The organism is Micromonospora sp. SH-82, assembly GCF_051132485.1.
GTDB lineage: Bacteria > Actinomycetota > Actinomycetes > Mycobacteriales > Micromonosporaceae > Micromonospora.
Window position 1 is genome coordinate 5,989,628 of the sequence record NZ_CP148049.1, and the last position, 19,778, is coordinate 6,009,405.

Here is a 19,778-nt window from a genome sequence, read left to right on the forward strand (position 1 = left end):
ATCCGCCGGGGTGGCGGTCACAGGCGGGGGAAGACGTGGACCGGCTGGTCGTCGGGGCGCAGGTCCAGGCCGGCCGGACCCACGATCATCGGGTCCGGTGCGCCGACCACCTCGGGGTCCTTCTCGGCGTACCCGAAGCGGTGCAGGACGTGGCGGATCGCCTCCAGCCGGGCCCGCTTCTTGTCGTTGCTCTTCACCACCGTCCACGGCGCGTCGGCGGTGTCGGTGTAGAAGAACATCGCCTCCTTGGCCTCGGTGTACTCGTCCCACCTGTCGAGGGATGCGATGTCCATCGGGGAGAGCTTCCACTGGCGTACCGGGTCGACCTGCCGGATGGCGAACCGGGTCCGCTGCTCGTTCTGGGACACCGAGAACCAGAACTTGACCAGCCGGATCCCCGAGCGGGTGAGCATCCGCTCCAGTTCGGGGGCCTGGCGGAGGAACTCCAGGTACTCCTTGCGGGTGCAGAACCCCATCACCCGTTCCACCCCGGCCCGGTTGTACCAGGAGCGGTCGAACAGCACGATCTCGCCCGCCGCCGGCAGGTGGTCGATCCACCGCTGGAAGTACCACTGGGTGGACTCCCGCTCGTTCGGCTTGGTCAGCGCCACCACCTTGGCCCCGTCCGGGTTGAGGTGTTCCATGAAGCGCTTGATGGTGCCGCCCTTGCCGGCCGCGTCCCGCCCCTCGAAGAGGATCACCAGCCGCTCGCCCGACTCCTTGATCCACTCTTGGAGCTTGAGCAACTCGATCTGGAGCAGCCGCTTGTCCCGGTCGTACTCGTCGCGCTCCATCCGGTGGTCGTACGGATAGTCCTCGCGCCAGGTGTCCACCGGGCTGCCGTCGGGGCGCAGCAGAACGGGGTCGTCGTCGTGGCCGTCAGCCACCCGGTAGTCGTCGGCGAGGTCCAGCAACGAGATGTCGGCCATGTCGATGTGTCTTACCCCGAACCTGCCGTCGAACCACCCGGTCCGGGCGGGTCACCAACGGGCGAGTCGGGTGGCGAGGACGGCGAGGGCGGCCACCCCGGCGGTGGAGGTACGCAGCACCGTCGGGCCGAGGCGTACCGTCCGGGCACCGGCCTCGGTGAACGTCGTCAGTTCGTGCTCGCTCACCCCGCCCTCGGGGCCGACGACCAGCACGATCTCCCCGGTCTCGGGCAGGTCGGCGGTGCTCAGCCGCTCCTGGGCGCCCTCGTGCAGGACGAAGGCGGCGGCGGCCCCGGCCACCCGCCGGGCCACCGTCGAGGTCGACTCGTCGGGCGCCCCGGCCACCACCGGCAGCCACGCCCGGCGGGCCTGCTTGGCCGCCTCCCGGGCGGTGGCCACCCACTTCTGTCGGGCCCGTACGCCCCGCTCACCGCGCCACTGCACCACGGAACGGGACGCCGCCCAGGGCACGATCTCGTCCACCCCGGTCTCGGTCATCGCCTGGACTGCCAGCTCGCCCCGGTCGCCCTTGGCGATGCCCTGCACCACCACCAGCCGGGGGACGTCGGCGTCGACGTACCCCCGGGAGGTGACCTCGATCTCCAGGCTGCCCCGGCCGACGAGGGTGACCACCGCGGCGGCGGTCCCGCCCCGACCGTCGGCGAGCAGAAGATCCTCGCCGACGCGCAGCCGTTGGACGGTGGCCGCGTGGTGCCCCTCCGGGCCGTCCAGGGTGAGCCGGTCCCCGGTCGGCAGCGCGTCGACCAGGAACAGCGGTGCCGACACGTCAGGCGTGCCCGTTGAAGGCGTCGCGCATCCGGGAGAAGAAGCCGCCCTGCTTGCTCAGCTCGGCGACCTCCTCGCCCCGGGTCTTGGCGAAGTCGCGCAGCATCCGCTCCTGGTCGGCGTCGAGCTTGGTCGGGGTCCGCACGTCGAGGTGGACGTAGAGGTCACCCCGGCCGGTGCCGCGCAGGTGCGGTACGCCCCGGGCCCGCAGCCGCAGGGTGCTGCCCGGCTGGGTGCCGGCCTTGACGTCGACGGTCTCCTCGCTGTCGAGCGTCTTGATGGTCAGCCGGGTGCCGAGGGCGGCGGCGGTCATCGGCACCGTCACCCGGCAGTGCAGGTCGTCGCCCTTGCGGGAGTAGACGTCGTGCGGCCGTTCGTGGATCTCGACGTACAGGTCGCCGGGGGTGCCACCGCCCGGACCGACCTCGCCCTGCTGGGCCAGCCGGATCCGCATGCCGTCCTCGACCCCGGCCGGGATCTTGACGGTGAGCGACCGGCGGGTCCGGACCCGCCCGTCACCGGCGCAGGTGGGGCAGGGGTGCGGGATGGTGGTGCCGTACCCCTGGCAGACCGTGCAGGGCCGGGCGGAGACCACCTGGCCGAGGAAGGTCCGCTGCACCGACTGCACCTCGCCCCGACCACCGCACGCCTCGCAGGTGTCCAGGTGGGTTCCGGCGGCGGTGGCCGCCCCGGAGCAGGTGGTGCAGAGCACTGCGGTGTCGACGGTGATCGGGGCCTCCACCCCGAAGGCCGTCTCGTTCAGGTCGAGCTCCAGCCGCAGGATCGCGTCGGCACCCGGACGGGTACGCGGTCGCGGCCCCCGGGTCGCGCCACCGGCGCCACCGAAGAAGGCGTCCATGATGTCCTGGAACCCGGCGAACGGACCGGCTCCCGGTCCACCCGGGCCGGCACCTCCGCCGCCCGGAGCCAGCGGGTCCCCGCCCAGGTCGACGATCTGCCGTTTCCGGTCGTCCGAGAGGACCTCGTACGCGGCGTTGATGTCCTTGAACTTCTCCTGGGCCTCCGGATCCGGATTCACGTCCGGATGGAACTGCCGCGCCAGCTTGCGGTAGGCGCGCTTGATCTCGTCGTCGGAGGCTTCCCGGCTCACGCCGAGAATGCCATAGTAGTCCCTGGCCACTGCGTCCCGTGTCCTCATGTTCGTCTCGCTCTGCGCCGATCGTCGGCCCGACTGGATCAGTTCTGGGCCAGCAACTCGCCCACGTAGCGTGCCACGGCTCGTACCGTGGCGATGGTCCCGGGGTAGTCCATCCGGGTCGGCCCCAGCACACCGAGCCCACCCACGATGGTGGCACCCGGCCCGTAGCCGGTGCTGACCACGGAGGCGGCCCGGAGATTGTCCACTTCGTTCTCGTCGCCGATCAGCACCCGGGTGGTGCTCGGCTCGGCCTCACCGATGAGCTTGAGCAGGACGACCTCCTCCTCGAGCGCCTCCAGGATCGGCCGCAGCGACCCCTGGAAGTCGAGCAGGCCGCCCCGGGTGAGGTTGGCGGTGCCGGCCAGCGCGAGCCGCTCCTCGTGGCGCTCGACCAACGTCTCCAGCAGCACGGTGGAGAGGGTGGTCATGGCCGGCCTCAGCTGCGTGGGTGCCTCGTCGACGAGCACCTGGACCAGCGGCGGGGTCTCCGACAGCCGGGTCCCGACGAGCTTCTCGTTCATCAGCCGACGCAGGTCGGTGACGTCGTCGGCGGGGACCGGGGCGGGCAGCTCGACCAGCCGTTGCTCCACCCGCCCGGTGTCGGCGATCATCACCAGCATCAGCCGGGTGGTGGAGATCGGCACCAGCTCCAGGTGCCGGACCGAGGAACGGGCCAGGCTCGGATACTGCACCACCGCCACCTGGCGGGTCAGCTGGGCCAGCAGTCGCACGGTGCGGTGCACCACGTCGTCGAGGTCGACCGCGCCGACCAGGAACCGCTCGATGGCCCGCCGCTCGGCCGGGCTCAACGGCTTGACCCGGGACAACCGGTCGACGAAGAGGCGGTAGCCGCGGTCGGTGGGGACCCGGCCGGCGCTGGTGTGCGGCTGCCGGATGTAGCCCTCCTCCTCCAGGACCGCCATGTCGTTGCGGACCGTGGCCGGGGAGACCCCGAGCTGGTGCCGCTCGACCAGGGCCCGGCTGCCGACCGGCTCCTGGGTGGCGACGTAGTCCTCGACGATCGCGCGCAGTACGGCGAGTTTGCGGTCGTCGAGACCCATCTCCCACCTCCCGTCCCGCGCCGGTCGACCTCGACCGCGTCGCGCCCTGGCACTCGACTGTAGCGAGTGCCAGTCTACGTCCGCTGCCCCCACCGGCGCGATGATCAGTGACGGACCACCCGTACGTCGATGTCCTGGTGGATCTCGACGCCCCCCGGCCGGTGTTGCGCTGGTGCCGGTTGCCAGGGGGGCCTACCGTGTCCGTCATGACCGAACCGCCCCGCCCGCCCGGATCGGGCGATCCCGGCCGCCCGGCACCAGACCCGACGGCTCCGCTGCCCCCCACCCCGCCTTCGTCTGCGGCCGAGCCGCCGCCCACGACGGGGTCGGCCGGTCACGAACCACCCACGGCACCACTGTCCGGGACGTCCGGCCCCGGTGGGTACCCCCCACCCGGTGGGTTCGGTTCACCGGAGCAGCCGGACTCAGGCGGCGGATACCCACCGCCGGGTCCCCCGCCCGGCGGCTATCCCCCACCGGGCGGGTCGTACCCACCCGGTGGGGGCTACGACCCGGGCACGCCCGGGGGTTACGGTGCCGGCCCGGCCGGATACGGCCCCCCGCCGCCCGGATACGGCCCCCCGTCCGGTCTGAGCAACGACGACAAGACCTGGTCGCTGATCGCCCACTTCGGCGGGGCGGCGGGCGTCGTGGTCGGTGGCGGTCTGCTCGGCTGGGTGGCCCCGCTGGTGGCGATGATGGTCCGGGGACCGCAGTCGGCCACCGCCCGGGCCCACGCCGTGGCCGCGCTGAACTTCCAGCTCACCTGGGTGATCGCGCTCGCGGTGAGCATCGTCCTGGCCATCATCACCTGTGGCCTGCTCGGCTTCCTGCCGTTCGTCGTCGGCCTGGTCCCGCTGGTCTTCGGGATCATCGGCGGGCTCAAGGCCAACGAGGGCCAGCTGTACCGCTACCCGATGACGTTCACCTTCGTGAAGTGACCCGCAGCGTCGTCCGCGACCGGCTCACGGCAGCAGGTCGCGGACGACGGCGTCGGCCAACAGCCGCCCCCGCAGGGTGAGCACGGCCCGACCGGCGGCGAACCGCGACCCGTCGAGCAGCCCCCCGGCCAGGGCCCGGTCGGCACCGGCCCGACCGGCCTCGTCGAGGGTCTCCAGCGGCAGTCCGTCGGCGAGGCGGAGCCGGAGCATCACGTCCTCCATGTGCGCCTCGGCCGAGGTGAGCACCTCCCGGGCCTGCCCCGGTGAGGCGCCCTCGGCGAGCCGTCGGGCGTAGGCGGTGGGGTGCTTGACGTTCCACCAGCGGACCCCGCCGACGTGGCTGTGCGCCCCCGGCCCCAGGCCCCACCAGTCCCCGCCGGTCCAGTAGAGCAGGTTGTGCCGACACCGGGCGGCCGGCGTACGGGCCCAGTTGGAGACCTCGTACCAGGAGAAACCGGCCGCGCCGAGGGCGGCGTCGGCGGCCAGGTAGCGGTCCGCCGCGACGTCGTCGGAGGGGTACGGCAGCTCACCCCGACGCATCCGGGTGGCGAGTCGGGTGCCGTCCTCCACGATCAGGGCGTACGCGCTGACGTGGTCCACGCCGGCGGCCACCACCTCGTCGAGGCTGGCCGCGAAGTCCTCCGCCCGCTCCCCCGGGGTGCCGTAGATCAGGTCCAGGTTGACGTGGTCGAACCCGGCGTCGCGGGCCTCCAGGGCGGCGGCGGTGGCCCGGCCGGCGCTGTGCCGCCGGTCGAGGACGGCCAGCACCCCGGGAGATGCCGACTGCATGCCCAGTGAGATCCGGGTGTATCCGGCAGCCCGGAGGGTCTTCAACGACGCGGGGGTGACCGACTCGGGGTTGGCCTCGGTGGTCACCTCGGCGTCGGCGGCGAGCCCCCAGGTGCGGTCGACGGCTTCGAGCAGCCGGGCCAGATCGTCGGCGGGCAGCAGGGTCGGGGTCCCGCCACCGACGAAGACGGTGTCCACCCGGGGTGGCGGGGAGTCGCCGAGCACCCGCCGCGCCAGCTCCACCTCGGCCAGCACCGTGTCGGCGTAACCGTCCCGGCTCCCACCGCCCCCCAGCTCGGCGGCGGTGTAGGTGTTGAAGTCGCAGTACCCGCAGCGGCTGGCGCAGAACGGGACGTGGAGGTACACCCCGAACCCGCGCGCACCGACGGCGGCGGTGGCGGTGTCGGGGAGGGTTCCGTCTACCGGAACGGTTTCGCCATCTGGGAGGAGACCGGGCACAGCCACTAGTGTGCCCGCATGAGCTCTCCCGACCCTCTGGTGCGGGTCGCCACGTCCCGTGGGGTGACCACCCTCACGCTGGACAGCCCGCCCAACCGCAACGCCCTCTCCACGCCGCTGATGACCCAGCTGCTGGCCGGGCTGGACGCCGCCGTCGCCGACGACACCGTCCGGGTGGTGGTACTCGACCACACCGGCCCGGTCTTCTGCTCCGGTGCCGACCTGAAGGAGACCGCTGCCGCCTCGGTGGCGGGGACCGTGCCGGCCGGGCGCCTCGGCGACGTCCTGGCGGCCGTCCGGGAGTGCCCGAAGCCTGTGCTGGCCCGGGTCGCCGGACCGGCCCGCGCCGGGGGGTTGGGCCTCATCGCGGCCGCCGACCTGGCGATCTGCGCCGAGGATGCCACGTTCGCCTTCACCGAGGTCCGGATCGGGGTGATCCCGGCGGTGATCTCCGCGACGGTGCTGCCCCGGCTGGCCCCCCGTGCCGCCGCCGAGCTGTACCTGACCGGGGACACCTTCGACGGCCGGCGGGCCGCCGAGGTCGGCCTGGTCACCACCGCCGTCCCGGCCGGGGAGCTGGACGCGACGGTGGCCCGGTTCTGCGCCTCGCTGGTCCGTGGGGCACCCGGGGCGCTGGCCGGCACGAAGCAGCTGCTGTCCCGACCGGCCCCGGCCGACCTGCGGGCCGAGCTGACCACCCTCTCCGAGCTGTCGACCGGGTACTTCCTCTCGGCCGAGGGGCGCGAGGGGGTGCGGGCCTTCCGGGAGAAGCGGGATGCGAAATGGGTTCCCGCCTCGACCGACCCACCGGCCTGACCGGTTCACCCGTCTGACCTGGTTCACCGGGTCTGACCGAGGGGACGACGTTTCCGGCTGCCCACCGACGGGAACTCCGTGACTGCGACATGAACACGGAAAGTGACGATCTGGTTGAACCGGCGGTTCCTCGCTCACGGCGACGTACTCTTGTCGAACTGTCGAACAGGGGGTGCGGGTGCGAACTCGGGCAGTCGTGGCAAGCGGAGTCGTCCTGGCCGTCGTCGCCGTACTCGGGATCTGGTTCGTGGCCCGTCAGGTCGGGCAGATGCGGGTCACGTTCGCGGGCCGCAGCTGCACGGTGCAGGCCGACGGACAGGTCGGTCTCGACTCGCAGCAGATGGCGAACGCCGCCACCATCGCCGCGATCGGCGCCCAGCGCGGGATGCCGGAACGCGCCGTGGTGATCGCGCTGGCCACCGCCTACCAGGAGTCCAGCCTGCGCAACCTGACCGGCGGGGACCGGGACTCGGTGGGCCTGTTCCAGCAGCGTCCCAGCCAGGGTTGGGGCACCCCGACCGAGATCCAGGATCCCCGGTACGCGGCCCGCCGGTTCTACGCCGCGCTGAAGAAGGTCAGGGGCTGGGAGGAGATGCGGGTCACCGACGCCGCCCAGGCCGTCCAACGGTCGGCCTTCCCCGAGGCGTACGAGAAGTGGGCCGGTGACTCGGAGGTGCTCACCCGCGCCCTGCTGGGCGAGGCGACCGGGGCGGTGTCCTGCACCACCGGCACGGAACCGGTGATGCGGGGTCAGGCCGCGGCGGCGGCGCTCACCGAGGGGCTCAACCTCGACTGGGGACTGCCCGGCACCGAGTCCCCGGCCGACCTGACCGGGCTCGCCGTGCCGGCCGACGACGAGCGCGACGGCTGGCGGTACGCGCACTGGCTGGTCGCGCACGCCAACGACCACGGGGTGAAGCGGGTCCGCTTCGCCGGCCTGGAGTGGACCGCGAAGCAGGGCGGGTGGAAGACGGTGGACGACGGCGGCGACGCCGCGGGTCGGGTCCTCGCCGAGGTTTTCGGCGACGTCTGATTCCCCCTCGTCCGGGGTTCCGCAGCACCCGCACAACCGCGCACACCCGACACCTGGCGCACAGGTTGCATTTCGGTTCTCCCCCGCACCTGCCGCAGTTTCGGCCCCTCACCTACCGCAGTTGAGGGATCGCCGCTGGTCAGTGGCGGATTCGGTAGGGGACCTACGGCCCTTGGCCCGCTCTCGCCACCGCGAGTTACGATCGGCGGCCTGTGCCAGAAATGGTTTCACCTCATGGGGAGGGGTACGACGAGGTGTTCGATTACGAGGGCCGGACCGGCTACGAACCGATCAGCGACACCGACCGCAAGGAGTTCCACGACCAGGGCTTCCTGCTCCTGCGCAACGTGCTGACGGAGGACCACCGGGCCGCTCTGGAAGAGGCCGTCGACCGGGTCTACGCCGAGGAGAAGTCCAAGGGCAACACGACCAAGGACGGCACCCTGCACCTGCTGGGCTTCCTGGAGCGCGACGAGCTCTTCGGCGAGCTGCTCACCCACCCGATCGCCTTCCCCTACATGTGGGGACTGGCCGGCTGGAACATCTACACCCACCACAACCACCTCGACGTCACCCCGCCGGCGGCGGAGCCGGAGAAGCCGTACTGGGGTTGGCACCAGGACGGGTACCGGCAGAACTCCGACCCGGAGACGATGGACCCGAACCTGCCCCGGCCGATGTTCTCGCTGAAGGTCGCGTACGTCCTGTCCGACCTCTCGGAGACCGGTCGGGGAGCCACCAAGGTCATCCCCGGCAGTCACCTGTGGAACTCGCTGCCCCGCCCGGACGACCTGACCGTGCACAACCCGGACCCGGAGGGCACGGTGGAGATCACCGCGAACCCGGGTGACGCGTTCATCTTCGACCGTCGACAGTGGCACTCCCGCTCGACGAACCTGTCGAACGTGACCCGCAAGATGCTCTTCGTCGGCTACACCTACCGGTGGATCCGACCCCTCGACGAGCTGCACATCGACACCGAGGGCGAGTGGTGGGCCAACCGGTCGCCGGTGCAGCGTCAGCTCTGCGGCGAGGGTACGCACACCGCGAACTACTGGGGCATCAACTGGAACGGGTACGTCGACGACGAGATCCCGCTGCGCAAGGAGCTCAAGGAGCGCGGTCGGCTCGACCGCAGCGTCCCCTGGCTGCGCTGATCCGATGAGTCGGGGCCCCTGCCAGTCGCGTCCTGCGACGACGGGGCCCTTCCTCGTAGGTGGCGGAGGCCGCCGCCGTCGGTCAGCCGGCATGGCGGAGGCCGCCGCCGTCGGTCAGCCGGGGTGGCCCAGTCGACGACGGACCTTCGCCGCCACCGATTCGGGCAGCTCCGGGGCGTCGAGCAGCCGGGGCAGCAGCTCCGGTTCACCGCTGACCGCCCGGAACACCTCCCCGACCGTCACCCCGTGGTCGGGGCGGGCCACGACCTGCACCGGGTCGCCCGCACCGACCTCACCCTCGCGCAGCACCCGCAGGTACGCGCCCGGGGTGGCCCGTGCGGTGAACCGCTTGATCAGATCCGGCACCCCCCAGAACCCGGCGAAGGTACGGCACGGCGTACGCGGTTTGGTGACCTGCAGCAGCGCGGAACCGATCAGCCACTGCTCCCCGATCACCGCCCCTGTCACGTCGACAGAGGAGGTGGTGAGGTTCTCCCCGAAGCAGCCGGGAGTCAGGTCGCGGCCGAGGTCGGCCGACCACCAGGCGGCGTCCTCCTCGGCGTAGGCGTACACCGCCTGCTCGGGGCCGCCGTGGTGGGCCCGCTCGCCGATGAAGTCCCCGATCACGCCCTCGGTGTGCAGCGCCACCCGCCCGCCGACAGGCCGTTTGTCGATGCCGGTACGGCCACTGGCGTCCCCCGCCCACGCCGCCTCGGTCACCACCGCGAGGTTCACCGCCACCAGTGTGCCCGTCATGAGGGCCAGCCTAACGGCACGCCCACCCGCGCCGACCTCCACCGCGACGGGCGCGGGTCGGTTCCCCACGAACGGCCTCACCCCGACGGGCGCGGGTCGGTTCCCCACGAACGGCCTCCACCCCGACGGGCTCCGGGTCGGCCCCGTGGGCGGCCTCCACGGACGCGGACCGGTGGTCTGTGGGGCGAGCACGCCGAAGGGCGCCCGACCGGATCCGGTCGGGCGCCCTTCGGCGTTACCACTACTTACCGGGTGACCCCGCGACGACGACCGCCGACACCGGCGACCAGCGCCACCGCGGCAGCGGCGAGCAGTACCTGGACCACGAACTCACCCAGGTTGAACGCGCTACCGGTGGCCAGGCCGAGTGCCCGGGCGAGCACGGTGCCCAGAAGTGCGGCACCGACACCGATGAGCATGTGCAGCCAGATCGGCATGTTCTGGCGGCCCGGGACGACCAAACGGCCCAGCGCACCAACGATCAGGCCGACGATGAGCGCGGTGATGATTCCGATGACGGTCACGGCCGTTCTCCTTCAGTATTTGGGGGTCGCTTGCTGTCGTGACCCCACAGTTCCCGACCCATCGAAAACTCAAACCGATGTCCGACACGGAAGTGACCGGGAACCCATCGACCCGGCCCGTGCTCGTGGTTGGACACGCGACGGCCGGGGTCACCCCCTCGGTGAGGGCGACCCCGGCCGTCGGACTCGTCATCGACCCGGGCGGGTCACTTCTTGCCGGTGGACTTCTGGTCGCCGCCGTCGGAGGAGAGGGCGGCGATGAAGGCCTCCTGGGGAACCTCCACCCGGCCCACCATCTTCATCCGCTTCTTGCCCTCCTTCTGCTTCTCCAGCAGCTTGCGCTTGCGGCTGATGTCGCCGCCGTAGCACTTGGCGAGCACGTCCTTGCGGATCGCCCGAATGGTCTCCCGGGCGATCACCCGACTGCCGATGGCGGCCTGGATCGGCACCTCGAACTGCTGGCGCGGAATGAGGCTGCGCAGCTTCGCGGCGATCGTGGTCCCGTAGGTGTACGCCTTGTCCTTGTGCACGATGGCGCTGAACGCGTCGACCGGGTCGCCGTGCAGAAGGATGTCCACCTTCACCAGGTCGGAGGACTGCTCGCCGGAGGGCTCGTAGTCCAGCGAGGCGTACCCCTTGGTCCGGCTCTTGAGCTGGTCGAAGAAGTCGAAGATGATCTCCGCCAACGGCAGGGTGTACCGCAGCTCGACCCGGTCGGCGGAGAGGTAGTCCATGCCGAGCAGGCTGCCCCGCCGCCCCTGGCAGAGCTCCATCACCGCGCCCACGTAGTCGTTTGGGGTGAGGACGGTGGCCCGGACCACCGGCTCGTACACCTCGGCGATCTTGCCGGTCGGGTACTCGCTGGGGTTGGTGACGGTGATCTCCTCACCGTCCTCGGTGACGGCCCGGTAGACCACGTTCGGCGCGGTCGAGATCAGGTCGAGGTTGAACTCCCGCTCCAGCCGCTCCCGGATGATCTCCAGGTGCAGGAGGCCGAGGAAGCCGCAGCGGAAACCGAAGCCGAGCGCCCCGGACGTCTCCGGCTCGTAGGTCAGGGCGGCGTCGTTGAGCTTGAGCTTGTCGAGGGCGTCCCGCAGGTTCGGGTAGTCGGAGCCGTCGATCGGGTAGAGCCCCGAGTAGACCATCGGCTTCGGGTCCTTGTACCCGCCCAGGGCCTCGGTGGCCGGTCGGGTGTTGATGGTGATCGTGTCACCGACCCGGGACTGCCGGACGTCCTTCACCCCGGTGATCAGGTAACCCACCTCGCCGACACCGAGCGCGTCGGCCTTCACCATCTCCGGCGAGATCACCCCGATCTCCAGCAGCTCGTGCACCGCCCCGGTGGACATCATCTTGATCCGGTCCCGGGCGCTGATGTGCCCGTCGACCACCCGGACGTAGGTGACCACGCCCCGGTACACGTCGTAGACCGAGTCGAAGATCATCGCCCGGGCCGAGGCCTCCGCCTCGCCGACCGGCGGGACGAACTGCCTGACGATCTCGTCCAACAGGTGCGGGACGCCGTCCCCGGTCTTGCCCGAGACCCGGATGCAGTCGGCCGGGTCACCGCCGATCAGGTGGGCCAACTCCTCGGCGTACTTCTCCGGCTGGGCGGCCGGAAGGTCGATCTTGTTGAGCACCGGGATCACGTGCAGGTCGTTCTCCATCGCCAGATAGAGATTCGCCAGGGTCTGCGCCTCGATCCCCTGCGCCGCGTCGACGAGCAGGACGGCACCCTCACAGGCCGCCAACGACCGGGACACCTCGTAGGTGAAGTCGACGTGCCCCGGAGTGTCGATCATGTTGAGGACCGCCGTCTCACCGGCCCGGTCGCCCTCCCTGATGGTCCACGGCATCCGGACCGCCTGGCTCTTGATGGTGATGCCGCGCTCGCGCTCGATGTCCATTCGGTCGAGATACTGGGCGCGCATCTGCCGGGGGTCGACCACACCGGTGAGCTGCAACATCCGGTCGGCCAGGGTCGACTTTCCGTGGTCGATGTGGGCGATGATGCAGAAGTTCCGGATGCGCCCCGGGTCGGTGGCACCAGGAGCGTTCGCGCCGGAATCGAGCTTCGGTGGCACAGCGGTCCGTTCTGGTCGGCTGACGTGATCGGGCCGGCGTACACCGGCCTCCCCCTATGCTCCCATGCTCCGGCGGGCGCGGTCGGAGCGCTCCGCACGCCCGCCGGTCGGCGGTCACTCCGCAGGCGGCTCGGCGAAGAGCGCGGCCAGCTTCGGCAGCCGGCGGCGGGCCTCCTCCTCGTCGTCGAAGTCCCAGAACTCGTTGAGGTCGGGCACCGGCACGGGGTCCGGGTCCGTCGGCATGTCGGTGGCGGTGGCCTTCAGGTACGCGTCCCAGGGCACCCCGAGCATCGTCTCGCACTCGAACTCCTCCCCGCTGAGCGCGGCGGCCCGGACCTGCGGCAGCTCGGCCAGGGAGTCCGGTTCGCCGACGGCCCGGGCGAAGACCGCCCGCCCCTGGGTCATCAGCCAGCCCCGGAAGTACTCGAAGCCGTCGTCCGAGGCACCCCCGTTGATCATGTACGCCGCACCCCACAGGTCGACCCGGTAGGAGGCGGCGAGCACCCGCTTCTGGTGGTGGGCGTACCCGACGATCTCCTCCGGGGTCCGGGTGGCGAGCCGGGCGAGGACACCCGCCGCCACCGCCTCGGCCTCCCCACCGGCCGCCGCGTGCGCCTCGTCGATCAGCTGCCAGAAGTCGTCGGTCCTCATGGGGTGGCAGTCTGACAGAACCGTCCGACAGGCTTCCCCGCCACGCGGTGTCGACGTGCCCGACGTCGTGGTTCGGCGCACCATGGACCGGTGCCCCCCACCTCCTCGGTCCCGCCGGACGCCGCGCCCGGTCCCCGGCCGTCCTGGTCGACACCGCCCCGGCCGCCCTGGTCGGCGCTGCCGGTGACGCTGCGCGAGGCGATCGGTGCCCGACTCGGTTCCCCGGTGGTCGAGGCCCGTACCGCCGAGGGGGGCTTCACCACGGGTTTCGCCGGACTGCTCACCACCGCCGCCGGCGACCGGGTCTTCGTCAAGGCCGCCGACCTGGTCGGCGACCGGCACGTCGCCATCGGGTACGCCCGCGAGGCCGACCTCGCCGCCCGGCTCCCGCCCGGCCTGCCGGTGCCCCGGCCGCGCTGGACCCTCCAGGCGGCCGGGTGGTACGCGATCTGCCTGGCCGCCGTGGACGGCCGGTCCCCCCGGCAGCCCTGGGATCCGGCCGAACTCCGCGCCACCCTCGACGGGTACGCCTCGGTCGCCGCCGCCCTCGCCGCACCACCTGCCGAACCGACCGGGCTGGGCCTGCCGCACCTGGCCGACCTGGCTCGGGAGGACATCCTCTGGTGGGCCGAGGTGGCCGCCGGCCGGGAGCCGATGCCCCGGTCGCCCGCCCTGACCCGGGGCCGCCTGGCCGACCTGGTGGCCCTGGAGTCCCGGCTCCCCGGGTACGCCGCCGAGGCCACCGGCCTGATCCACGGCGACCTCCGCCCGGACAACGTCCTGCTGGGGGCGGACGGTCGGGTCTGGTTCGCCGACTGGGCCTGGCTCTGTCACGGCCCCGCCTGGTTCGACCTGGTGACCCTCCTGCTCAGCGCGTACGCCGCAGGGCTGGACGCCGACACCCTCTTCGCCACCCATCCGGCGGCGGTCGGGGCCGCCCCGGACACCCTGGACGTCACCCTGGCCGCGCTGGCCGGATACTTCCTCACCGGGGCCGACGCCCTGCCGCCGACCGCCCCGTCCGGCCTGGTGGCGCACAAACGACGCAGCGGCGAGCAGGCCCTCGGTTGGCTGACCGCCCGGCAGGGCTGGTAGCCGACTTACGGCGCCCCCGAGGAGGTCGACGCCGAGCCGTTTTGGCTCGTCCGGGGCGACCTGGTAGCCTGACCATTCGCGCAGCGATGACGCATGCTCGTCGCGCGCAGCAAACAGACCAACCCGAGCTATCAAGACGAGGCTGTCGCGTGGCGAACATCAAGTCCCAGATCAAGCGCAACCGGCAGAACGAGAAGCGCCGGCTGCGGAACAAGTCGGTCAAGTCGTCGCTGAAGACCGCCATTCGCAGGTTCCACGAGGCTGCGGAGACCGGTGACGTCGAGAAGGCCAACACCCTCTTGCGCGACGCCTCGCGCAAGCTGGACAAGGCCGTCAGCAAGGGCGTGATCCACGCCAACCAGGCCGCGAACCGCAAGTCCGCGATCGCGAAGCGCGTGGAGTCGCTCGCCGCCTGAGTCGGCGACTCGACCACAGACCCGACCGAGTCCCCGAGGAGCATGTCTCCCGGGGATTTTCGGCGTCCACGACCCTGCCTGCTCCCCCGGGTCGATACCGCCGGACCGGGGTGAGACCAGACCGGGCCGAAACCGGCCGGACCGGGGTGAGACCAGACCGGGCCGAAACCGCCGGACCGGGGTGAGACCGCCGGGAACGGGCCGATACCGCCGGACCGGTCGAGACCGCCGGGAACGGATTGATACCGCCGAGACCGGGTCGAGACCGCCGGGAACGGTTACCGGTCCGGGTGGCTCTCCGCCGTCGGTGACGATGGCCGGTGGGTGATCCGCCGCTGCTCGTCGGTGCGGGCCGTCTCGGCCCCGACGACGACGCCCGGCACCACCCTGGGTGAGCAGTCGACCCGGATCCGGCCCACCACCGGCTGCATCTGTCGACGGAACCGGTCCCGCTCCTGCTCGGGGACGAGCGCCGCCGACCGGACCACCGCCTCGGCCACCATGTCGTTGAGCTTGACCATCAACGCCACAGCGGCGGGCAGGATCAGCACGGACCACCAGTCGACCAGCTCGGCGAGGGTCAGGAGGGCGGCGAGAGCGACAGCGCCCTCGAAGAACAGGAAGCAGAGCACGCCACCCGGGTTGACGAAGCGCAGTCCGAGTAGACGGGCGTAGAGGGGCCGGAGCTGCTCCTCGTCGGCTGACGTGCCGGTCCAGTCCGTACGGGTGGCCTCGCTCATCTGGCTCCGTCCTGCCGGGCGGCGGCGACCGCGAAGACCGCCCGTTCCAGCGCGTACGCCCGATCGTCCGCGCCGCCCTTGACTGCCGAGTTCGCCTCGGCGGCGGCCTGCATCGCCAGGACCAGCCCCTCGGGCGTCCACCCCCGGCTCTGCCGCTGCGCCCGCTCGATCTTCCACGCGGGCATACCCAGGCTGCTCGCCAGCTGGTACGAGTTACCCCGCCCGGCGGAGGCCACCCGGGCGACGGTTCGCACCCCGTCGGCGAGGGCATCGGCGATCGGCACCGGATCGACCCCGACGTGCAGTGCCCAGCGCAGCGCCTCCAGCGCGGCGGGCACGTCACCGACCATCATGGCGTCGGCCACGGTGAACCCGCTCACCTCGGCCCGCCCCCGGTAGTACCGGGAGACCGTCTCCACCCCGATCGTGCCGTCGGTGTCGGCCATCAACTGGGCGCAGGCGGCGGCGAGTTCCCGAAGGTCGTTGCCGACGGCACCGATCAGGGTCTCGGCGGCCTCCGGGAGGCACCGGCCACCGGCCCGGCGGATCTCCTCCCGGACGAAGGCCACCCGCTCCCGGTCACCCTTGACCCCCTTGAGCTTCGCGGCGGGCACTACCGTCGCACCGGCGGTGCGCAGACCGTCGGCGAAGGACTTCCCCTTGGCCCCCCCGAGGTGCTGCACCACGAGCTGGACCTCGGGGTCGGGGTTCTTCGCGTACGCCAACAGCGCGGTGGCCAGGTCCTTGCGGGCGTCCTGACCGGCGCGGAGGATGAGCAGCCGGCGACCGCCGAACAGCGACGGGCTGAGCATCTCGGCGATCTCGCCGGGGGTGAGCACACCGGCCTGGTACTCCCGGACGTCCACGTCGGGGTCGGCGTCGCGGGCCGACGCGACGGCTTCGGAGACGGCGCGCGTGGCGAGCAGCTCCTCGTCGCCGAGTACGAGCAGAATGGGAGCGGGGCTGGCGGTCACGCCGCCCATATTCGCACGCCCGACGGGTGGGTCGACCCTGCTCGTCGGGTCGACCACGGTGGACCCCGCACTCAGCGCAAATCCAGACATTTGACTCGACTGACTATTAAAGCCCGCAAGTCATGACTGCTCCCGGGTGTCCGGTCCCCGCGCCACCACCGACATCCCGCCCCGCCCCACCACCGCCACATCCCCGTCGGTGTCGGTCCGCATCACTCGGGCCCCACCCCGCCCGAGCCGGGTGAGCACCACCGGGCTGGGATGGCCGTAGTCGTTGCCCGCCCCCACCGGCACCAGCGCCACCCTCGGGTCGACGGCGTCCAGGAAGGCCGGTTCCTGGTAGGCCGAGCCGTGGTGGGCGACCTTCAACACGTCGGCCCGGAGCCCGCCCGGCGGTGGACGCTCCAGGAGGGCCCGCTGCACCTCGGTCTCGGCGTCCCCGACCAGCAGGATGCTCACCCCGGCCACCACGGCCCGCAGGACCACCGAGTTGTTGTTCGGGTCCGACCGGGTGCCGCGCATCGGGTACGGCGGACCGACCACCGTCAGCTCCACCGCCCCGGCCCGCCAGGTCCAACCCGCTGTCGCCGGTTGCATCCCCACCCCGCCCACCGCCGCCCGGACCAGTTCCCGACCCGACGCCGGCTCCGGCCACGCCGGGGTACGGACGGCGTGGACCCGGCGGTTGCGGAAGACCCCGCCGACTCCTGCGGTGTGGTCGACGTGGAAGTGACTGACGACCAGCAGGGCCACCTCCCGTACGCCGAGTCGGCGCAGACAGTCGTCCACCGCCCGGGGATCCGGGCCGGCGTCGACCACCACCGCCTGCCCGGGGGCGACCGGCAACACCAGGGCATCCCCCTGCCCCACCTCGCAGGCCACCACCACCCAGCCCGGCGGGGGCCACCCACCGGGCACCAGCCGGACCGGCAGGGTGCCCACCACCACCGCCACCGTCGACACCGCCACCAGTCGACGCAGTACCGGCCGCCGGAGGGCGACCAGCAGGGCCACCGTCAGGACCGCCAGGAGCAGGCCCCCGGCCGGCCCGCCGAGCCAGGGCAGGTTCCCGCCGGGCAGGCGTGCCCCGTACCGGGCCACCACCACCATCCACCAGGCGGGCCAACCGGCCAGCCCGGCGGCGAACTGCGCCCCGGCCGGCCAGACCGGGGACACGATCGCGGCCACCACCCCGAGGACGGTGGCCGGTGCGATGGCCGGCACCACGAGCAGGTTCGCCGGCACGGCCACCAGGCTCACCGTGCCGGACAGTCCGGCCACCACCGGCCCGCAGGCCAACTGCGCCGCCGCCGGCACCGCCAGCGCCTCGGCCAGCCCGCCCGGCACCCCCCGACGACGCAACCCGTCCCGCCACCGCGGGGCGAGCAGCAGAAGCCCGCCGGTGGCCAGCACGGAGAGCGCGAACCCGGCGTCCCCGGCCAGCTCGGGATCGACCACCACCAGGACCGTCACCGCCGCCGCCAGTGCGGGCAACGCCGCCCGGGGCCGTCCCGCGGCGAGCGCGGCCAGCCCGATCGCCCCCATCGTGGCGGCGCGGACCACGCTCGGCGAGGGGCGGACCAGTATCACGAAGCCGATCAGGGCGACCGCGCAGAGCCCGGTGGCCAGGACCGGACCGGCCCGGCTCCACCGGGCCAGCAACAGCACCGCACCGACGACGATCGCCACGTTGGAACCGGAGACCGCGTTCAGGTGGGTCATGCCGGTGGCGCGGAAGTCCTCCTCGACAGTGGGCAGCAACCGGCTGGTGTCCCCGACCACCAGGCCGGGCAACAGCCCACCCGGCTCGTCCGGCAACGGCTCACAGGCCCGTTGCAGCCCGGCCCGCAGGACACCGGCGGCGCGTTGCAACCACGGGGGCGGCCCGTGTGCCCGCTGGGGCGGCCCGGTCACCATCACCACCGCCGCCGTCAGGTCGCCACCCCGGGGTTCGGCCAGCCTCCCCTCGGCGGTCACCCGCTGCCCCGGCAGCAACCCTCGCCATCCGTCCTCGGGGACCAGCAGCACCAGCCGGGCCGCCGCCCTCACCCGCCTGTCGTCCGGGCCGGTCAACGTGACGAGATCGGCCGCCACCAGCAGGGTCACCGGCCGTCCGGGGACGCTGCGGACCGGACGGGGATCGTCGCGGACGGTCAGCTCGACTGTGACCCTGGCACGCTCGTCGACCAGGGACCGGATCGCCTCGGCGTCGCGTACCCCGAGTCGGGCGGCGGTGGCGGTCGCCCCACAGAGCACGCCGAGCAGGACGCCGACGGTGATCCACCCGTACCGGCGCAGCGACCGACCCGGCCGCCCCAGGAACCCGGTGAGGTGCAGCGCGGTGACGGTGGCCAGCCCCGCCGCCGCCCCGGCGACGAGCAGCATCGTCGTCGCGGTGAGGTGGAGCCCGGCCAGGGCGGTCAGCCAGGCGGCCACCGCCAGTCCGGCCAGCCGCAGGTCCGGTGCCGCCGGATCGGCCGGGCCGCTCATACCGTCACCAGTTCCTTGAGCTGCTCGTACCGGGCGTCCCCGATCCCGTCGACCTGACGCAGGTCACCGACCGAACGGAACCCGCCCTGCTGCTCTCGGTGGGCGAGGATCCGCTGGGCGAGCACCGGACCGACCCCGGGCAACGCGTCGAGTTCGGCGAGGGTGGCGGTGTTCAGGTTGACCGGAGCGCCGGGCGCGCCGACCGCCCCGCCGGGCAGGGCGGCACCGCCGGGCTGACCGGCGACCCCCGGTGGCACCGGCTGGCCCGGGGACGGGACGACCCCGACCAGGAGCAGTTCCCCGTCGGTGACCTTGCGAGCCGGGTTGAGCAGGGACAGGTCCACCCCCGGCAGGGCGCCACCGGCCGCCGACACCACGTCGGCGACCCGGGACCCGGCGGGCACCCGGACCAGGCCGGGACGGCGTACCTTGCCCGCGACGGCGACGACCAGTTCACCGGCCGGCGTCCCCTCCGCTGCGCCCACCTGGGACTCCTCGGGCACCGCCGCGCTCACCACCGGCTGCACCGGCTCGGCCTGCGGGCGGGACCGCCAGGTCCAGAACCCGGCGCCGAGCACCACCAGGACGGCGACGACGGCCAGCGCACGCACGCCGCGTCGGCCCGGGTCGAAGGCGTCCGGTCCGGGCAGCCGCGCAACGGGCGGCACCGGCGGCGGTTCGTCGGAGTCCGGATCGCCCCGCTCGTCGGCTGGCTGACGCGTCGCCGGCCCGGGCACCGGTGCCGCCGGAAAGTCCACCTCCCACCGCCGGGTGTCGGGGAACCGACGGTGGTGGCCCGGTGGATCCGACGGCTCCCGTACCGGATCGAACAGTCGCCACAGGCGCCGGTGCGTACGCGTGTCCTCGTCGTCGGTCACGCCGGCGACGCTAGGTTCCCCCTGCGGATTCCGGGGACCG

At 72.5% G+C, this 19,778-nt stretch carries 19 protein-coding genes; 6 read left to right on the forward strand and 13 right to left on the reverse strand.

Annotated features, from left to right (window positions below):
- Window positions 1–17 precede the first annotated feature (17 nt).
- The 4 genes from ppk2 to hrcA are packed head-to-tail and all read right to left on the reverse strand — an operon-like array spanning window position 18 to window position 3,935.
- The gene (gene ppk2, locus WHN02_RS26305) at window positions 18–929 is read right to left on the reverse strand and encodes a polyphosphate kinase 2 (RefSeq protein WP_434741316.1); all 912 of its coding nucleotides are present in this window, start codon (window positions 927–929) and stop codon (window positions 18–20) included.
- A 51-nt stretch (window positions 930–980) separates the two neighbouring features.
- Window positions 981–1,715, reverse strand: a complete 735-nt coding sequence (locus tag WHN02_RS26310; RefSeq protein ID WP_434741317.1) for a 16S rRNA (uracil(1498)-N(3))-methyltransferase — start codon at window positions 1,713–1,715, stop codon at window positions 981–983.
- 1 nt (window position 1,716) lies between these two features.
- Window positions 1,717–2,856 carry a molecular chaperone DnaJ gene (gene dnaJ, locus WHN02_RS26315; RefSeq protein ID WP_434744083.1) on the reverse strand — a complete coding sequence of 380 codons (1,140 nt, stop codon included), beginning with the start codon at window positions 2,854–2,856 and terminating at the stop codon, window positions 1,717–1,719.
- A 56-nt stretch (window positions 2,857–2,912) separates the two neighbouring features.
- The gene (gene hrcA, locus WHN02_RS26320; RefSeq protein WP_434741318.1) at window positions 2,913–3,935 is read right to left on the reverse strand and encodes a heat-inducible transcriptional repressor HrcA; all 1,023 of its coding nucleotides are present in this window, start codon (window positions 3,933–3,935) and stop codon (window positions 2,913–2,915) included.
- Window positions 3,936–4,141: 206 nt separating this feature from the next.
- Between hrcA and WHN02_RS26325 the strand changes: the two genes are divergently transcribed.
- Window positions 4,142–4,876 carry a DUF4870 domain-containing protein gene (locus tag WHN02_RS26325; RefSeq protein WP_434741319.1) on the forward strand — a complete coding sequence of 245 codons (735 nt, stop codon included), beginning with the start codon at window positions 4,142–4,144 and terminating at the stop codon, window positions 4,874–4,876.
- A 24-nt stretch (window positions 4,877–4,900) separates the two neighbouring features.
- On the opposite strand, the gene hemW is transcribed toward WHN02_RS26325, so the two are convergent.
- The gene (gene hemW, locus WHN02_RS26330; protein WP_434741320.1) at window positions 4,901–6,130 is read right to left on the reverse strand and encodes a radical SAM family heme chaperone HemW; all 1,230 of its coding nucleotides are present in this window, start codon (window positions 6,128–6,130) and stop codon (window positions 4,901–4,903) included.
- A gap of 12 nt (window positions 6,131–6,142) precedes the next feature.
- Here hemW and WHN02_RS26335 point away from each other — a divergent pair, with 12 nt between their 5' ends.
- From WHN02_RS26335 to WHN02_RS26345, 3 genes are all read left to right on the forward strand, one after another.
- A complete protein-coding gene (locus tag WHN02_RS26335; protein ID WP_434741321.1) occupies window positions 6,143–6,940 on the forward strand; it encodes an enoyl-CoA hydratase-related protein in 798 nt (265 codons plus the stop codon).
- 172 nt (window positions 6,941–7,112) lie between these two features.
- On the forward strand, window positions 7,113–7,973 hold the full coding sequence (locus WHN02_RS26340) for a hypothetical protein (protein WP_434741322.1): 861 nt from the start codon (window positions 7,113–7,115) through the stop codon (window positions 7,971–7,973).
- A 254-nt stretch (window positions 7,974–8,227) separates the two neighbouring features.
- Window positions 8,228–9,130, forward strand: a complete 903-nt coding sequence (locus tag WHN02_RS26345; protein WP_434741323.1) for a phytanoyl-CoA dioxygenase family protein — start codon at window positions 8,228–8,230, stop codon at window positions 9,128–9,130.
- A 114-nt stretch (window positions 9,131–9,244) separates the two neighbouring features.
- Here WHN02_RS26345 and WHN02_RS26350 read toward each other — a convergent pair whose 3' ends face one another.
- The 4 genes from WHN02_RS26350 to WHN02_RS26365 all read right to left on the reverse strand — a co-directional run bounded on the left by WHN02_RS26350 (window position 9,245) and on the right by WHN02_RS26365 (window position 13,145).
- On the reverse strand, window positions 9,245–9,886 hold the full coding sequence (locus WHN02_RS26350; protein ID WP_434741324.1) for an MOSC domain-containing protein: 642 nt from the start codon (window positions 9,884–9,886) through the stop codon (window positions 9,245–9,247).
- A gap of 245 nt (window positions 9,887–10,131) precedes the next feature.
- Window positions 10,132–10,410 (reverse strand): GlsB/YeaQ/YmgE family stress response membrane protein, encoded by a 279-nt coding sequence (locus WHN02_RS26355; RefSeq protein WP_350895039.1) that lies wholly within the window; start codon window positions 10,408–10,410, stop codon window positions 10,132–10,134.
- 206 nt (window positions 10,411–10,616) lie between these two features.
- A complete protein-coding gene (gene lepA, locus WHN02_RS26360; RefSeq protein WP_434741325.1) occupies window positions 10,617–12,494 on the reverse strand; it encodes a translation elongation factor 4 in 1,878 nt (625 codons plus the stop codon).
- 114 nt (window positions 12,495–12,608) lie between these two features.
- Window positions 12,609–13,145, reverse strand: a complete 537-nt coding sequence (locus tag WHN02_RS26365) for a DUF4240 domain-containing protein (RefSeq protein ID WP_434741326.1) — start codon at window positions 13,143–13,145, stop codon at window positions 12,609–12,611.
- Window positions 13,146–13,235: 90 nt separating this feature from the next.
- Between WHN02_RS26365 and WHN02_RS26370 the strand changes: the two genes are divergently transcribed.
- Together WHN02_RS26370 and rpsT are read left to right on the forward strand one after the other, a co-directional pair.
- Window positions 13,236–14,240, forward strand: coding sequence for a phosphotransferase (locus tag WHN02_RS26370; protein ID WP_434741327.1), 1,005 nt, complete (start codon window positions 13,236–13,238; stop codon window positions 14,238–14,240).
- 149 nt (window positions 14,241–14,389) lie between these two features.
- Entirely contained in the window at window positions 14,390–14,656 is a 267-nt protein-coding gene (gene rpsT, locus WHN02_RS26375) for a 30S ribosomal protein S20 (RefSeq protein ID WP_350899953.1), read from the forward strand.
- Between the two features lie 278 nt (window positions 14,657–14,934).
- Here rpsT and WHN02_RS26380 read toward each other — a convergent pair whose 3' ends face one another.
- The 4 genes from WHN02_RS26380 to WHN02_RS26395 form a co-directional block, all read right to left on the reverse strand.
- On the reverse strand, window positions 14,935–15,396 hold the full coding sequence (locus tag WHN02_RS26380) for a hypothetical protein (RefSeq protein ID WP_434741328.1): 462 nt from the start codon (window positions 15,394–15,396) through the stop codon (window positions 14,935–14,937).
- Window positions 15,393–16,379 carry a DNA polymerase III subunit delta gene (holA, locus tag WHN02_RS26385; RefSeq protein WP_434741329.1) on the reverse strand — a complete coding sequence of 329 codons (987 nt, stop codon included), beginning with the start codon at window positions 16,377–16,379 and terminating at the stop codon, window positions 15,393–15,395. The genes WHN02_RS26380 and holA overlap by 4 nt, the downstream gene beginning before the upstream one ends.
- Before the next feature lie 111 nt (window positions 16,380–16,490).
- On the reverse strand, window positions 16,491–18,860 hold the full coding sequence (locus WHN02_RS26390) for a ComEC/Rec2 family competence protein (RefSeq protein ID WP_434741330.1): 2,370 nt from the start codon (window positions 18,858–18,860) through the stop codon (window positions 16,491–16,493).
- Window positions 18,857–19,738, reverse strand: coding sequence for a helix-hairpin-helix domain-containing protein (locus tag WHN02_RS26395; RefSeq protein ID WP_434741331.1), 882 nt, complete (start codon window positions 19,736–19,738; stop codon window positions 18,857–18,859). Before WHN02_RS26395 ends, WHN02_RS26390 begins: the two co-directional genes overlap by 4 nt.
- Between the last annotated feature and the right edge of the window lie 40 nt (window positions 19,739–19,778).

Coding starts and splice junctions, on each gene's coding strand:
- WHN02_RS26390 (WP_434741330.1), bottom strand. CDS start 18,860: ATGAGCGGCCCGGCCGATCCGGCGGCACCGGACCTGCGGCTGGCCGGA.
- WHN02_RS26335 (WP_434741321.1), top strand. CDS start 6,143: ATGAGCTCTCCCGACCCTCTGGTGCGGGTCGCCACGTCCCGTGGGGTG.
- WHN02_RS26350 (WP_434741324.1), bottom strand. CDS start 9,886: ATGACGGGCACACTGGTGGCGGTGAACCTCGCGGTGGTGACCGAGGCG.
- holA (WP_434741329.1), bottom strand. CDS start 16,379: ATGGGCGGCGTGACCGCCAGCCCCGCTCCCATTCTGCTCGTACTCGGC.
- ppk2 (WP_434741316.1), bottom strand. CDS start 929: ATGGCCGACATCTCGTTGCTGGACCTCGCCGACGACTACCGGGTGGCT.
- WHN02_RS26365 (WP_434741326.1), bottom strand. CDS start 13,145: ATGAGGACCGACGACTTCTGGCAGCTGATCGACGAGGCGCACGCGGCG.
- WHN02_RS26380 (WP_434741328.1), bottom strand. CDS start 15,396: ATGAGCGAGGCCACCCGTACGGACTGGACCGGCACGTCAGCCGACGAG.
- WHN02_RS26325 (WP_434741319.1), top strand. CDS start 4,142: ATGACCGAACCGCCCCGCCCGCCCGGATCGGGCGATCCCGGCCGCCCG.
- hrcA (WP_434741318.1), bottom strand. CDS start 3,935: ATGGGTCTCGACGACCGCAAACTCGCCGTACTGCGCGCGATCGTCGAG.